General features: G+C 67.4%; 13 protein-coding genes and 1 tRNA gene. 7 read left to right on the forward strand and 7 right to left on the reverse strand.

What is annotated here, in order from left to right; translation table 11 throughout:
• Positions 1–60: 60 nt before the first annotated feature.
• The 3 genes from E0T84_RS00245 (at position 61) to E0T84_RS00255 (ending at position 1,211) form a co-directional block, all read left to right on the forward strand.
• Positions 61–567, forward strand: coding sequence for a tRNA adenosine deaminase-associated protein (locus E0T84_RS00245; protein ID WP_070187574.1), 507 nt, complete (start codon positions 61–63; stop codon positions 565–567).
• The gene (locus E0T84_RS00250; protein ID WP_070187575.1) at positions 564–1,028 is read left to right on the forward strand and encodes a nucleoside deaminase; all 465 of its coding nucleotides are present in this window, start codon (positions 564–566) and stop codon (positions 1,026–1,028) included. The genes E0T84_RS00245 and E0T84_RS00250 overlap by 4 nt, the downstream gene beginning before the upstream one ends.
• A 92-nt stretch (positions 1,029–1,120) precedes the next feature.
• A tRNA-Ser gene (locus tag E0T84_RS00255) sits at positions 1,121–1,211 on the forward strand.
• Between the two features lie 15 nt (positions 1,212–1,226).
• Here E0T84_RS00255 and E0T84_RS00260 read toward each other — a convergent pair.
• The 6 genes from E0T84_RS00260 to E0T84_RS00285 are packed head-to-tail and all read right to left on the reverse strand — an operon-like array spanning position 1,227 to position 7,172.
• Positions 1,227–1,772: a DoxX family protein gene (locus E0T84_RS00260; protein ID WP_070946059.1), complete on the reverse strand. Its 546-nt coding sequence runs from the start codon at positions 1,770–1,772 to the stop codon at positions 1,227–1,229.
• Positions 1,769–3,190, reverse strand: coding sequence for a Dyp-type peroxidase (locus tag E0T84_RS00265; protein WP_070946060.1), 1,422 nt, complete (start codon positions 3,188–3,190; stop codon positions 1,769–1,771). Before E0T84_RS00265 ends, E0T84_RS00260 begins: the two co-directional genes overlap by 4 nt.
• Entirely contained in the window at positions 3,175–4,536 is a 1,362-nt protein-coding gene (locus tag E0T84_RS00270) for a hypothetical protein (protein ID WP_138743445.1), read from the reverse strand. The genes E0T84_RS00265 and E0T84_RS00270 overlap by 16 nt, the downstream gene beginning before the upstream one ends.
• Positions 4,537–4,541: 5 nt before the next feature.
• Complete coding sequence (locus E0T84_RS00275; protein ID WP_070946062.1) at positions 4,542–4,991, reverse strand: hypothetical protein; 450 nt, start codon at positions 4,989–4,991, stop codon at positions 4,542–4,544.
• Entirely contained in the window at positions 4,988–6,808 is a 1,821-nt protein-coding gene (locus E0T84_RS00280; protein WP_138743446.1) for a peroxidase family protein, read from the reverse strand. Before E0T84_RS00280 ends, E0T84_RS00275 begins: the two co-directional genes overlap by 4 nt.
• Positions 6,768–7,172: a hypothetical protein gene (locus E0T84_RS00285; protein WP_070946064.1), complete on the reverse strand. Its 405-nt coding sequence runs from the start codon at positions 7,170–7,172 to the stop codon at positions 6,768–6,770. The genes E0T84_RS00280 and E0T84_RS00285 overlap by 41 nt, the downstream gene beginning before the upstream one ends.
• A 101-nt stretch (positions 7,173–7,273) precedes the next feature.
• Between E0T84_RS00285 and E0T84_RS00290 the strand changes: the two genes are divergently transcribed.
• The 4 genes from E0T84_RS00290 (at position 7,274) to E0T84_RS00305 (ending at position 12,963) form a co-directional block, all read left to right on the forward strand.
• On the forward strand, positions 7,274–8,629 hold the full coding sequence (locus tag E0T84_RS00290) for a wax ester/triacylglycerol synthase family O-acyltransferase (RefSeq protein ID WP_171054860.1): 1,356 nt from the start codon (positions 7,274–7,276) through the stop codon (positions 8,627–8,629).
• A gap of 88 nt (positions 8,630–8,717) precedes the next feature.
• The gene (locus E0T84_RS00295; protein ID WP_138743664.1) at positions 8,718–10,937 is read left to right on the forward strand and encodes a propanediol/glycerol family dehydratase large subunit; all 2,220 of its coding nucleotides are present in this window, start codon (positions 8,718–8,720) and stop codon (positions 10,935–10,937) included.
• The gene (locus tag E0T84_RS00300) at positions 10,934–11,266 is read left to right on the forward strand and encodes a diol dehydratase small subunit (protein ID WP_070946066.1); all 333 of its coding nucleotides are present in this window, start codon (positions 10,934–10,936) and stop codon (positions 11,264–11,266) included. Before E0T84_RS00295 ends, E0T84_RS00300 begins: the two co-directional genes overlap by 4 nt.
• Before the next feature lie 2 nt (positions 11,267–11,268).
• The gene (locus tag E0T84_RS00305) at positions 11,269–12,963 is read left to right on the forward strand and encodes a diol dehydratase reactivase ATPase-like domain-containing protein (protein ID WP_171054861.1); all 1,695 of its coding nucleotides are present in this window, start codon (positions 11,269–11,271) and stop codon (positions 12,961–12,963) included.
• Here E0T84_RS00305 and E0T84_RS00310 read toward each other — a convergent pair.
• On the reverse strand, positions 12,960–14,720 hold the full coding sequence (locus tag E0T84_RS00310) for a penicillin-binding transpeptidase domain-containing protein (RefSeq protein WP_138743448.1): 1,761 nt from the start codon (positions 14,718–14,720) through the stop codon (positions 12,960–12,962). The genes E0T84_RS00305 and E0T84_RS00310 overlap by 4 nt on opposite strands.
• Positions 14,721–14,722 lie beyond the last annotated feature (2 nt).

The following is a 14,722-nucleotide window of genomic DNA, read 5'->3' on the forward strand; positions in this document are numbered from 1 at the left end:
GCATCGGGGCCGAGGGCGATCCCTGTCAAAATTGCTGGTCGGCGACTACCGTAGGCGGGCATGGAGGCACAGCGTGCGCCGGCAGACCTGCCTGAGGGCTTCGGGGTGGCCGTTGTCCGGGAGGACGGCAAGTGGCGGTGCGCCCCCATGCGTTCGTCCTCGCTGAAGAGCCTGACCGCGGCGGAGACCGAGCTTCGCGAGCTCCGCAGCGCCGGGGCCGTCTTCGGGCTGCTCGATGTGGACGATGAATTCTTCGTGATCGTGCGGCCGGCGCCGGCGGGGACCCGGCTGCTGCTGTCGGATGCCACTGCCGCGCTGGACTATGACATCGCCGCTGAGGCATTGGAGAATCTGGACGCCGACCTCGAAGAAGAGGATCTCGAAGACGCGGACCCGTTCGAGGAGGGCGATCTTTCGGTGCTGTCCGACATCGGTCTGCATGAGGACGTGCTCGGCGTGATCCTGTCCGAGACCGACCTGTACGCCGACGAGCAGATCGGGCGCATCGCCCGCGAGATGGGCTTTGCCGACGAGCTGTCGGCGGTGCTCGACCGGCTCGGGCGGTGAGCGCCTCAGACCAAGCGCTGATCCGCGCGGCGCTGGAGGCTGCCCGGACAGCCGGTCCGCGCGATGTGCCGATCGGCGCGGTGGTGTTCGCCTCAGACGGCACCGAGCTGGCACGGGCGGCCAATGTCCGTGAGGCCACCGGGGACCCGGCCGGCCATGCCGAGATCGTGGCGATGCGCGAGGCCGCCCGGGTGCTCGGCGACGGCTGGCGGCTGGAAGGTGCGACGCTGGCGGTGACCGTCGAGCCGTGCACGATGTGCGCGGGTGCGCTGGTGCTGGCCCGGGTGGCGCGGGTGGTGTTCGGTGCGTGGGAGCCCAAGACCGGGGCGGTCGGCTCGCTGTGGGATGTTGTGCGTGATCGCCGGCTCAACCATCGTCCCGAGGTGGTCGGCGGGGTGCTGGCCGACGAGTGCGCGGCCCTGCTGGAGGAGTTCTTCAGCCCATTCCGGCGCCCAATCTGAACTTCTGTGCGAGTTTGCGCCGGATTCTCGACATCAACCTCAGGCTCGCGACCGATTATGGCTTGGCGCGCTCGCCCGGTAAGCTGCCACACGGTGGCGTGTCCGAGCGGCCTAAGGAGCACGCCTCGAAAGCGTGTGACGGGTAACCCCCGTCCGAGGGTTCAAATCCCTCCGCCACCGCCATAAGCCCGCTTCCTGTCAACGCAGGTGGCGGGCTTTTTTGGCGCTGTGCTCCGCTCCGGCGCACTGTGCCGAGTATGTAGCCTGTTGCGGTCTCGGCCGCGAATCGCGACAACAAGCTGCACGTTCGCCACAGGGTCTGGCGACGCGTTCTGACTTCCCGGTCAGCGCGAGCCGGCCGGGTCCACTGAGCACCAGGCTCACCACGCCCGCCAAGATCAGGAACGCCTCCCTGAATCCGGCCAATGGATCCCCGCCGGGCAGCGGTTCCGGGATTCCGCCCGCGGCCCACCCGAGCACCAGCAGGCCGCTGACGTTGAGCACATTCACCACCGTGGCGAGTCGGAAGAAGACACCGAGCAGGATGCCGATACCGCCGCCGAACTCGACGACGCCCACCAGCCAGCCGGCCGCGTCGGCGAACGGCACCCCGAGCTGGCCGACCAGGTAGGCGATGTTGGCGTGCCCGCCGGAGGCGAACAGTTTGATGCCGCCGTGCAGGATCAGGCCGCCACCGAGAAACAGCCGCAGAGGCAGCGGAGCCCATTCCCGCCAGGTGGTCATGGCAGGGACGCGAGATAGCGCGTGGCGGCCACACCGGGCATGAAGAAGTAGCCGCCGCCGACGGTGTAGACGAAGCGGGGCAGGCCGGTGACGCGCCGGCGAATCGGTTCCCGCTGGATTGTGAACGTCCCGTGCCCGTGCCCGTTGCCGTTTCCACTGCCGCGGGCGCCGGTGATCGGATCGTCGTCGGCGTAGCCACCGTCGAACTTGGTGCTGTTGACCCAGGTGTGCTGGATGAACTCGAACTGCCGTCCGAGCTGAGTGTTGAAACAGATGAAATGCAGGCCGCGTTCGATGCCGTCGTCACTCGCCCCGATCAAGTCGGCGGGGTCCATGGACGGCACCAAAGGCGGTCCGTAGGCCCTGCCCCGGCGAATGATGCGGTGGCGTTTGCCCACATCGATCGACCGATCGGATCCTGGTGTGGGGTCGAGCGCATCGCGTGGATTGGTCCGCCGCAGGTGCGAGCCGATCGGGCATTTCAGGCCGTCGGCATCGTCGGACCGGAAGTACATGAAGTCGTTGTCGTCGGCGAGTGCGGGATCGTCGGCGGTCGGCGCTTTCACCAGCGGCGCACCGCTGGGCCAGCGGCCGACCATCTTGGCCGCCAGCCCGACACACGCAGGCACCTGGTCGAGCACGTCGGCGGATCGCTCGGCCAGGCTGTTCCAGAACCCCGCCACATCCTGTTCGAGCTGCCGGAAGACGAGATAGCTGCCGTCCTTACCGAAGTCGCGCAGTGTCGGGACGTCCGCGGCGGCGGACAGCAAGTTCCGTGGATCGACGGACGGGTCCACCAGCGGCCGGTCGGTGTACTGGCCGTAGGCGTTCGGATAGCCGAGTACGAACTCGCCCGCAGCCACGGTGTTGCCCGCCGGTCCGTCCTCGTCGTAACCGTCGATCAGGGGTTGCGATATCCCGTCGCGAAAACCGAAGTGCTCCTTGCGTCCCGGGAGTGTCAGCGAATCGAGCCTCCTGACGACGCGCATACCGGAACCGGGCAGGTCGTGACTGTTCTCCAGCTCGGTGACCGCGGCGGCGTCACGCGCGTAGAGCAGCAGCAGCGCGTGGATGTCGTCGCCGTTCCATCGCCAGCTGGACGGGGAGCTGGCGCCGTGGTCGCCGAGGATGCGCCGGCGGTGCTCGGTGCCGGACATGCCTTCGCGGAATTCGCCGGCCAGCATTCCGAGGTGTTCGGGTGGCAGCCCCAGCCGGGTCAGTCCCGACGGGGTGAAGGCGATGTTGGTGCAGGTGTCGGTGGCCTCGGGCCGGACGGTGCTGTCGCGCAACACCAGTCGTGCCAGCCAGCGTTTGGCCGCCGCGACGTCGTCGATCGTCAGCATGAGGAACGCCGCGTCGTCCAGCGCACCGTAGCCGTGCAGGATGACGCCCTGGATGTCGTCTAGTTGGAGAGCCATAGCCGGTCCCAGGGAATGCTGTCGAGCTTGCGCGCCGCCCAGTTGGATTCGGGAAGGTCGTTGCCGCAACCGAATCGGCGCAGCCAGCGCCGTGTCTGGGCATCGTCCATCGTGGCCGAGAGACCCTGCCGGATGGCTTCGTTGTTGGCGATGTTCTTGGTAGTCAGATGCGGGTAGGCGCTGTACCAGACGTTGCTCGGAGCCTGCCGGGTGGGCAGCAGCTTCTTGTATGCCTTCTCGTCGGTGATGCCGCCGAAGAACAGGAAGCGGGTGCGCGGGAAGCCGTCACCGTTGCTGAAGATCGCGTTGAGGCCCCAGAACGCCTTGTCGATGAAGTCGTTCATGTAGCTCTCCAGGCTGCCGTCGTAGTTGCTGGAGAAGAACAGGCCGCGGTTGTCGTTCATCCGCACCCACCGGGCGAAATGAATGGTGTTGAGCCCGGACAGGGTCCCGCGGTTGTAGATGTGGCGGGTCGCGTAGTCGGTGAGGAACAGGATTGCCGTCGTCGTCAGCCGGCGGAACAGCCCGGGTTTGAGGAATCCGACGGCGACGATCTGGTTGTGCGCCCAGTAGTCCTCGTCGTCGCGGTAGGCCCGGACCGCATCGGGTGGGGCGCCGCGGGTGTCGGGCTGGTCACGCTTCTCGTGGTAGCGGAGTGCGAGCGTGAACAACCCGAGGCCGAGCACCACGAGCGGCAGGAAAAGCACCGTCACCACGGCCAGCGCGGTGATCCAGAAGTACTGGTGGAAAGCCTCTTTGGCTCGCCACAGGAAGGACGGACCCTCCGCTTCTTTCAAGGCCCAGGACAGATCCTCGCGGTCGCGCACGAAATCCACGATCGCGCCCTTGATCTTCGCGGGATCGAGTGACCCGAAGTCGCCCGCGTCCAGGAACCGGTTGATCTCGCGCTGCAGCAGATCTTCCTGCCGGATCTGACTGACCGAACGGCCGCGCCGGTTGATGTGTGCCGCAGCGGCTTTCACCTGGTGTGCCTGCAGGAACGCCCGCCGGTCCGGCACGGAGGCCGTGCCCGGGTAGCCGACGCAGTGGGAGAACACCGCGTCGAGCCCGGGACCGCAGATCGTCGCGAGTTCGTCCAGATGCCCGCGCAGTGGCGCGTCGACGTCGGTCAGCAGTGCCACCTGGGCCGGCACCGGTCGCCCGTCGAGGTCCTGCGTCGGGTCGAACAACACGAGTCGGGCGAAGTGCACGCCGCTCAACTTCTCGAACGGCAGCACGTCCCAGCGTTCGACGTGCTCGGGGATGCGTCCGAGCAGATCTCGCAGTGATGCCAGCCGGTCGTGGTCGACTTCGGCGAGGACGGTGAACGCTTCCTGGTGTGGCATCGTGATCACCCGGTCGAGCGAATGGTGAACCACCCGACGCGTTTCCGCCACAGCCAGACGACCCCGAGGTAGAGACCGGGACCGACCTGGCGGATCTCGTCGCGCACCATGCGGGCCAGGAACGAGGTCGTGGAGTAGTCGATGAGCACGCAGTCCCCGAAGTCCACCCAGCTCGATGCGATCGAGAGCCGGGCTTTGACGAGCCGCAGGCCGAACGGGGTCACCTTGTTGCGCAGTACCCCCTCGCGACGGTCGAGCACCTTGCCCTGCCAGATGAGGATCCGTACCAGCCAGGCCAGCGGCTTGGCGATCCGCGTGCCCGGCCAGGCCAGCAGCGTGCCGCTGGTGTCGCCGTCCGGGATGGGTCCGGCGAGCGATTGCCGGAACAGGTTGTCCAGCATGCTGTTGCTGTAGCTGAGGAGCGCCGTCTCGTCGATCGGCGCGGTGCGCGTCATGGCTTGGCCTGACCGAGGCGCGGCCACGGTGCGAACGCGTTGCGCTGTTCGCGCAGTACCGGTTCCAGCTCGGGGTAGTGCCGGATCAGCACCGAACACATGTCGTTCTCGTCGATCCAGGCCATGCCCTCCGGGGTGTAAACGCGCGGGGTGAAGTCGACGGTGAAGAAGCGATCGCTCTTGAGCCGGCGGGTCGCCATCAGGACGAAGATGCGGAAAGCGGTGTCGCTGAATCCGAACCCCTTCGGCAGCTTCTCGCCGTACATCCCGACCATGGCGTCGACCTTCTCGATGTCACCGCCGTAGATCTTCTTCATCTTCGCCGCGGTTTCCTTGGAGCCGCCGCTGATCTCGTCGAACGAGGTGGCCGGTTTCAGCCGTAGCTGTCGGCGGAATTCGTTGTAGCGCGGCACCCCACGCTCGCGCGAGCGGATGATGTCGGTCGAGATCAGGTCGATGACGTGGCCGTCGGTGCGGTCGAAGCGGCGCATGAAGTTGGGACTGTTGTGCAAGGTGACCGCACCGGGATGCGCGACGCCGAGGGAGTACAGGCAATTGCCCACGCCCATGCTCTTGAGCACACCGCGGGAGTTCGCCCCGCCGTGGATACTGTCGAACGAGAGTTCCTGCGGCGCAGCGGCTCCGGACACGTTGAGGAATTCGTACTTGTCCGGCACCAGCGGGTGCATGCGGTAGACGGTGACGAAATCCTCGGTGATGGAGTACGGCGCCGAGTGGTGGTCGGTGGCCGATCCGAGGACACCGCTGATCGCCTCGCTCGAGCTCACCCGCCCGATCAGCTCCTTGACCCGCTCGCCGGCCAGGCCGAACCAGTTGGCCCGCATGCCGATCTGCAGCGTCGGGTGCCCCAGGATCGCCGGTGTCCACTCGATGGTGTGGATCTTGGCGATCAGGGCGGCGTTGATCATCCGGGCCTTGTTGAAGATCTGATCGCCCGACCACGCCGGGTAGGCGGCCTTCAGCCGATCGCAGATGGCGTTGTGCTCACGCAGGAAGATCGTGCCCATGAGTTCCAGGCCGAGCCACCAGCCGTCGGCTCCGCCGGACTCGCCGAGCAAGTTCGGGTCGAGGTCGATGAACCCGTCGGCGTCGATGCGCACCTTGCCGTCGTTGGCTTGCTTGGGGGTGCGGATCGCATCCTGGAACTGTTGATTGCTGCCGTAGATCTGAGAGGCGTCCCACCAGTGGGTCTCGGTGTTGAGGAAGGTCGGTGGCTGCTGCCCGGGCGCTGCGGTGGGGTCGGCGGGCGTGGACGGGATCCGGATGGCGGGGCCGTCCCCTTTGACGTCCCAGTCCGCCTCGCCTTCGGGTAGCGGAATCTCGATCATCTTGGTCGGGTCGGTGCCGTGGCTGAACCAGTCGCGGGTCTCGAACTGCAGCCAGGCCGCCGCCAGCACGTTGAGTGTCGTGGCCGGTTTGAACTCGTCTCCGCGTTGCAGCAGCTCGTTGCCGACGAGCCGCGGGTTGGGGTCCATCAGGTGTGGCGGCTGCTCGCCATGTCCCTTGTCCAGCGGTACGTTGCGCCCGAACCGGGTGTTGGCCATGCCCATCGAAGGTGCCGACAGATCGTTGTAGGAGCCGTCGACGGTCCTGACGGTCAGGTAGTCGGCAGGGTCGTGCGTCGGTGCGGCCGGGGGATCACCCCGATAGGTGTCGTAGAGATTGTGCTCGCGCAGCGCGTCGCGAACCCCGATCAGTACCGAGAGCCCGATCCACGGCGGAAGTTTGTCCCACCCGATACGGCGGTCGACGATCTCAGTGGCTTTGATGAACCACCGTGTCAGCAGGGAGGACATCCCGGCCTCCTTTCCATGCGGTGACGGCGAGTGCGGTGTTGATTGCGGAGATGACTATGGCGACCAATCCCGGTTTGCGTGGCAGATCGCCGCGGGCCGCGGTGACGGCGGCCGAGACGGTGTCGCTGGCGTGGATGAGCACCGCGAGTTTCTCGGCGCGACGCAGTTCCGCGCCGCGCAGCATCAGGAGCTCGAGGCCGATGATGACGGTGCGGATACCGAACATGCGGAAGGGATAGGTGCCGGAGCGATCCTGGGCGGTGTCGACGCCGAGGCGGCCCAGCAGCTTCTCGGGTGCGAGCAGTCCCGCCGCACCGTTGACGATTCTGATCAGTGCGAGAATCTTGCGCGCCGTGGTGGCCATGCACAGATCCTGCGTGCTTGTCGGCGGCCGGGAACGCGTAGTCGGCTACTTGTTTTGCCATGCGCAGCGTGGGGTCTGCCGCATCGGCGTTGAATGTGTCCATGGAGCTGATGTCGCCGACCGATTCGATGTTTCTGATCGCCGAGACCCGGGAGCACCCGTTCCACGTCGGCGGCCTCGCGCTCTACGAGCCCCCGGCCGGTGCGGGGCGAGAGTTCGTGCGCGAGCTGTACGACGAGATGGTGGCCCACACCGAGGTCGAGCCCGTGTTCCGCAAGCACCCGGCAACCATTCTGGGCGGTATCGCCAACGTCGGCTGGACGTATGACGAGGACGTCGACCTGGACTATCACCTGCGTCGCTCGGGTTTGCCGTCGCCGGGCCGGGTCCGCGATCTGTTGGAGCTGACCTCGCGACTGCATGGCAGTCTGCTCGACCGGCACCGGCCGCTGTGGGAAGCGCACCTGATCGAAGGCCTGGCCGATGGCCGGTTCGCGGTCTACACCAAGATGCACCATTCGCTGATCGATGGAGTCTCGGCGCTCAAGCTGTTGATGCGCACGCTGTCGGAGGATCCCGACGACACCGAGGTGCGGGTGCCGTGGGCACTGCCGCGCCGCAAGCGCCCGCACCAGGGTTCGTCGGTGATGAAGACGGTCAGCGACACCGTCGGCGCGGTGGCCGGGCTGGCGCCGTCGACGGTCAAGCTGGCCCGTACGGGGCTGCTGGAACAACAGCTCACGCTGCCGTTCGCGGCTCCCAAGACGATGTTCAACGTCAAGATCGGTGGGGCCCGTCGAGTCGCAGCGCAGTCGTGGCCGCTGGAGCGGTTCAAGCGGATTTCGCAGGCCGCCGGGTCCACGGTCAACGACGTGGTGCTGGCGGTGTGTGCCGGTGCGTTGCGCGCGTATCTGTTGGAGCAGGATGCACTGCCGGACCGGCCGTTGATCGCGATGGTCCCGGTGAGCCTGCGCGCTGAGCACGAGGCCGACGCCGGCGGAAATCTGGTCGGTTCGGTGCTGTGCAATTTGGGTACCGATCTGGACGATCCCGCCGGGAGGCTGAAGGTCATCGGTGAGTCGATGCGGGGCAACAAGAAGGTGTTTTCCGAGCTGCCCCGGGTTCAGGCCCTGGCGTTGTCGGCGATGATGATCGCGCCGCTCGGTCTGGCCGCCGTGCCGGGCTTCGTCCGGGCCACCTCGCCGCCGTTCAACCTGGTCATCTCCAATGTGCCGGGCCCGCGACATCCGTTGTACTGGAAGGGTGCTCGGCTCGACGGCAACTATCCGCTGTCGATCGCGCTGGACGGGCAGGCGATGAACATCACCTTGGCCAACAATGCCGACAACCTGGATTTCGGGCTGGTGGGCTGCCGGCGCAGTGTGCCGCATCTGCAGCGCATGCTCGGTCATCTGGAGGACTCGCTGAAGGCGCTGGAGGTTGCGGCCGGCGTCTGACACCAAAAGGCGTAATGGGTAGACCAAATAGGGTTCGTCACGCAAAATGGTCGGCGTGGCGGACGACGGCGGTGCCTACCTCGGCAGGATGCGGATACTCGAAGCGAAGCCGGTGAACCTCGACGGGTTCAGCGTGGCGAATCCGGAGCTGGGCCTGGTCGCGATGCGCAGCCCGCACGATCCAGAACCGTCACTTGTGGTGCGCGACGGGCAGGTCGTCGAGATGGACGGCAAGGCTGCCGCGGATTTCGACGTGATCGACGAGTTCATCGCCCGGTATGGCCTGGACCTCGAGGTCGCGCCCGAGGCGATGGCGATGACCGACGTCGACCTGGCCCGCAAAACCGTCGACCTGAATGTGTCCCGCGCCGAGGTGGTCCGGCTGATCGGCGGCACCACGCCGGCCAAACTGGCCCGGGTCATCGCGCTTTTGACGCCGGTCGAGATGCAGGTGGCGATGGCCAAGATGCGTGCCCGGCGCACCCCGAGCAATCAAGCCCATGTCACCAACCAGCTCGACGATCCGATGCTGATCGCCGCCGACGCGGCCAGCGCGGTGGCCTACGGGTTCCGCGAGGTCGAGACGACGGTGCCGGTGCTCGGCGACGCCCCGTCGAATGCCGTTGCGCTGCTGATCGGTTCGCAGGTGGGCATACCCGGGGCGATGGCTCAATGCTCGATCGAGGAGGCGCTGGAACTGCGGTTGGGCCTGCGCGGGCTGACCAGTTACGCGGAGACCATTTCCATCTACGGCACCGAGCAGGTGTTCGTCGACGGCGATGACACCCCGTTCTCCAAGGCGATCTTGACGAGTGCCTACGCCTCGCGTGGTTTGAAGATGCGGGTCACCAGCGGCGGCGGCGCCGAGGTGCTGATGGGTGCGGCCGAGAAGTGTTCGATCCTCTACCTGGAATCTCGCTGTGTCTCGCTGGCCCGGGCGCTGGGCTCCCAGGGTGTGCAGAACGGCGGCATCGACGGGGTCGGTGTGGTGGCCTCGGTACCCGAGGGCATGAAGGAGTTGCTTGCCGAGAACCTGATGGTGATGATGCGGGATCTGGAGTCGTGCGCGGGCAACGACAACTTGATCTCCGAATCCGACATCCGCCGCAGCGCGCACACCCTGCCGGTGCTGCTGGCCGGCGCGGATTTCATCTTCTCCGGATTCGGCTCCATCCCGCGCTACGACAACGCGTTCGCGCTGTCCAACTTCAACTCCGACGACATGGACGATTTCCTGGTTCTGCAACGGGATTGGGGAGCCGACGGTGGGCTACGCACGGTGTCGCCCGAGCACCTGGCGGCGGTGCGGCGCCGCGCGGCCACCGCCGTGCAGGCCGTGTACCGCGACCTGGGCCTGGCCGATTTCGACGACACCCACATCGAGGAGGTGGTGATCGCCAATGGGTCACGCGATCTGCCACCCGGGGACCCGAAGGCCGTCGCGGAGGCCGCCAATGCCATCGAGGCCAGACAGCTCACGGTGTTCGACGTGGTCGCCTCCCTCAAGCGCACCGGTTACGACGACGAGGCCGAAGCCATCATGCGGCTGACCGTCGAACGGCTGCGCGGCGACCAGCTGCAGACCTCGGCGATCTTCGATGAGCAGTTCCGGGTACTGTCCAAGATCACCGATCCGAACGATTACACCGGTCCGGCAACGGGTTACACGCTCACCGAGCAGCGCCGGGCCGAGATCGACACCATCCGCCAGCAGCGCAGCGCGGCCGAGCTCACCGCCGACCAAACCGAGCATGCCGGCCACATCAGCGTCACCGACCTCGAAACCGCGCGGCAGGGCAGCGATCCGCGGGAGGTGTGCATCGGCCTGTCACCGGCGCTGGGGCGCAGCGTGTGGCTGAGCCTGTGCGGCCTGCCGATCGGCGAGGTGATCCGCCAGCTGTCCGCCGGGCTGGAAGAGGAGGGCTGTGTACCGCGGTTCGTACGGGTGCGCTCGACCATCGACGTCGGCCTGATCGGCCTGACCGCGGCCAAGCTGTCCGGGTCGGGGATCGGAATCGGCTTGCAGGGCAAGGGCACGGCGCTGATTCACCGCCGTGATCTGGCACCGCTGGCCAACCTGGAGCTGTTCAGCGTGGCGCCGTTGTTGACCGCCAAGAACTATCGGGAACTGGGCCGCAACGCGGCCCGCCACGCCAAGGGCATGGCGCCGGTACCGATTCTGACCGGCGGCACCGACGAGTCGATCTCGGCCCGCTACCACGCCCGTGCCGTCGCGTTGGTGGCACTGGAGCGTGAAGCCTGTGAACCGGGACAGGCACCCGTCACGGTGGAGGTGACCCGGAAATGAGTGAGAAATACACGGCCGAAGCCGCCGTCGACGGCAAGCTGGGCCTGTCGGACCTGCGGATGGACCCGGCGGCGCTGGCCCATCAGGCCGTTGTCGCCGAGGAGCACGGCAACCCGCAACTCGCCGAAAACTTCCTTCGCGCAGCTGAATTGGCCACGATCGACGATGACCAGGTGATGGCTCTCTACGAGGCGCTGCGTCCGCACCGCTCCACCGCTGCCGAACTCGATGCGCTGCAGTCGTCGCTGGAAACGCGCGGTGCCGTGCGGTGCGCCGAACTGGTGCGCCAAGCCGCCGCCGTCTATGCCCGCCGGGGTCTGTTGCGGTGAGGGTGATCGCGGGCATCGACGTGGGCAACCACACCACCGAGATTGTCCTGGCCCGCATCACCAACGGCGTCGTCGAGCCGCTCACCCATGGTCAGGCGCCGACCCGGGGCCGCAAGGGATCCCGGGATTCCTTGGAGGGAGCCGCGGCACTGCTGCACCGTATCGAGGTCGACGCCGGCGTGCGGGCAGACGCCTTGGTGCTTTCGAAGATCCGGCCGGTCGACACCGAGACCGCCCCGTTGGCCCCGGCGCCGTCGCCGCGCTCACCGGTGCGCAGCCTGCGTAGGCCCGATGCCAGCACCCCGGCTGGCACGGGCTATGCGGTGGGCCGGCATGTGCCGCTGGGCGAGCTGACGGCCGGACCCCAAGCCGGCCCGGTGATCGTCTCGGTCGACGGCGACACCGATTTCGAGGTGGCTGCCGAGGCGATCACCGCCGCCGCGGGGAACGGCTGGACGATCGCGGGTGTGCTGGCCGCCCAGGACGATGCGGTGCTGATCCGCAACCGGATTCCGCTCGATGTCCCCGTGGTCGATGAGGTGGGCCTCGACGGGCTGGCGTCAGGGGTGCTGGTGGCGGTGGAAGTGGTGGCCGAGGGACGCGCCTACCGGGCGCTGGCGGATCCGATTGCGCTGTGTGCGGCATTGGAACTAGGTCATGATCAGATCCACGACGTCGCCGAGTTCACCCGCGAGCTCGCGGATTCCCCGGCCATCGCGGTCACCGCCCGCACCGAAGCGCCGCAACCTCCCGCCGTGGACGATGACTACGTCGAGTTCCGGATCGACGGCGCGCCCGTGCGGTACTCGCCGGCCCAGGCCCACACCATTCTTCGGCGGGAACTCCCGGGCAGCGTCGTGCGGATCCGGTTGCGCTCCATCCCGACGGCCGACCACGAGATAGCCGTCGACGACGCCTTTTTCACCGAACTCGCCGCGCTGGACAGCGGGACGTGGCTGCGCCGGGGCGTGGCCGACGCGCGGGGCACGGTGGTGGCCTTGCTGGCCGCCGATCACGTCGAGGACGCGGCGGCGACGCTGACCGAGCTGACCGGACGCCCGGCCAGCACCATCGCCACCGAGCCGGAGGCCGCCGGCCGGGGTGCCCGCACCACCCCGGGGTTGCCGCCGGATTCGGTGGTGTGTGACATCGGTGGCGGCACCATCGATTTGATCGGTGCGGAGTGCACGGTCACGGCGGCCGGCGCTGGGGAGACCATCACCGTCGCGGTGGCCGGCATGCTGAACATCCCGCGGGCACTGGCCGAGCGGGTCAAGCGCACCCCGGCGATCCGGGTCGAGGGCCCGCACGTGGCTCACGAGGAGGACGGACGGCGGTTGTTCCTCGATGCCCCGGCCCCGGCCGATGCGATCGGCCGGCTGTGCACGCGCGGCACAGCCGGGTTGGTGCCCTTCTCCACCAAACTGGCCGCCGAGGAATGGCGCAGCCTTCGACTGGCGATCAAGCAGGAAACCGTGGCCGCCAACATTGCTCGCTGCCTGGCCGCGTTCGACAAACCCCCGACCGCGTTGGTGCTGGCCGGTGGCGGCGCGCTCGACGATGAGCTGCTGCGTACGGTTGGTGAGTCGCTGCGCGGCGTGGGGGTTGTGGTGGGGCGAGCCAATATCGACGGTGTGCACGGCCCGCGCTTCGCGGTCGCCTCAGGTCTGGTGCACCTGGCTGCCGGATCGGTCTAGCCGGCCGATTGCAGGAAGTCTCCGGAGATCTTGACCGCGGGCGCCGACGAGTCGCCGCCCACCACCAGGGTGGCGAACGCGATGTCGCCGGCGATCCCGGCGAACCAGCCGTGTGAATGCGTGTTGTCGCCGAACTCCGCCGTCCCCGTCTTGCCGCCCAGGTCGGGGATGTCGCTCAATTGGCTTGCCGTTCCTTCGGTGACGGTTTTGCGCATCATGTCCCGTAGCGCCGCGGTGACGGTGGCAGGCAGGGGCTGCGAGGGGGTATCGGCGGTCACCTTGTCGCCGTCGACCAGGTTGGGCAGGATGGTCGAGCCGTGGGCCAGGCTGGCCTCGGCCACCGCGAGCCCGAACGGGCTGACGGTCACGGTGCCCTGGCCGATACCGTTTTCGACCCGTTGGGCGGCGGTGTCGGCGTTGGGAACCTTGCCGGTCACCGTGGTCAGGCCGGGGATGGTGAAGTCCACCCCGATGCCGAAGGCGCGGGCGGTCTTGGTCAGTGCATCGGCGGGCAGCTTGTCCGACAGTGCCGCCATGCTGGTGTTGCACGAATGGGAGAACGCCGACGTCAACGGCACTGTCCCCAGGTCGAAGTCGTCGTCGTTGGGAATGGTGCGGTTCTCGATGGTCAACCGGCCAGGGCAGGCCACCGGGGATGCCGGGGTCGCAAGGTTGGCCTCCAGCGCGGCAGCCGTGGTGATCGTCTTGAACGTCGACCCTGGCGGATAGAGGCCCGAAAAGGCAATGGCGCCTTGTGGATCGGCGGCGGAGTTCTGCGCGGCGGCCAGGATGCCGCCCGTCGAACCGGAGATCGCCACCACGACGGCGGGCCGGCCCTCCTGGGCCACCGCCTGCTGTGCGAGCAGCTGCAGTCGCAGGTCGATGGTGGTGCGCATCGGCTCGGTGGGGGCCGGTGGTTGTGCGGCCAATCGTTGTGCGGGCGCGCCATCCGCGTCGACCAGATACACCGACCAACCGGCGGCTTCGGTGATCCGGTCGTGCCAGATCTGGGCCAGCCCGCTCATGGCGGGCGAGGACAAAGCCCGGTCCGTGGTCAGCAGCTCACCCTGTTCGGTCACCGCGACGCCGGGAACGTGGCTGAGTTGGTCGCGCACCGTGGCGAGGTCGTCTTCGCGCAGCTTCATCACCGTCACCCGATCATCTGAGTTCGACGCGAACTGTGCGTTGATGGATTCCGCGGTGGTGGTGGCATCGAAGGGCGCGAGCAGTGCGGCGAGCGGGGCCGCCGAATCGAGGTGGGCGCGTTCCAGGGAGATCACGCCCACGGTCTGCCACGTCATCAGCGGCTGACCGGTGCGGTCCAGCACCGGGGTCTGCAGGTCGCTGTCGGTGCTGTATTGAAACCTCAAGCCGTCCCGCAGGTCTCGGTGCAACACAGTCGGTGCCCAGGAGATGCGCCAGTCGTCGCCGGTCTTGGTGGCGGTGCCGGTGGTGTCGTAGGCGAAATCCCGGCCCTCCCCCCAAGACCACTGATACTTCAGTGTTGCGCCGGCTTGATCATCGGGTTCGGTGCTGACCTTGACCGTCGCGGCGTCGCCCATGCCGTCGAACATCGACTTGATTGCCGTCTCGGCCGCTACGGGATCGCTGGTCTCGGCAGCGGCGGCATGAGCGTCTTTGCGCTGCAGCGCATCGGCGAACGCCGCAAAACGATCGGCCGGGTCAGGAGACGACGAACATCCCACGATCGAGAAGAGCAGGCACAGCAACAGGAACCAGGCGCGCCGTTGAGTCATGC

The sequence above is a fragment of the Mycobacterium sp. DBP42 genome (genome assembly GCF_005924235.1).
GTDB classification, from domain to species: Bacteria; Actinomycetota; Actinomycetes; order Mycobacteriales; family Mycobacteriaceae; genus Mycobacterium; species Mycobacterium syngnathidarum.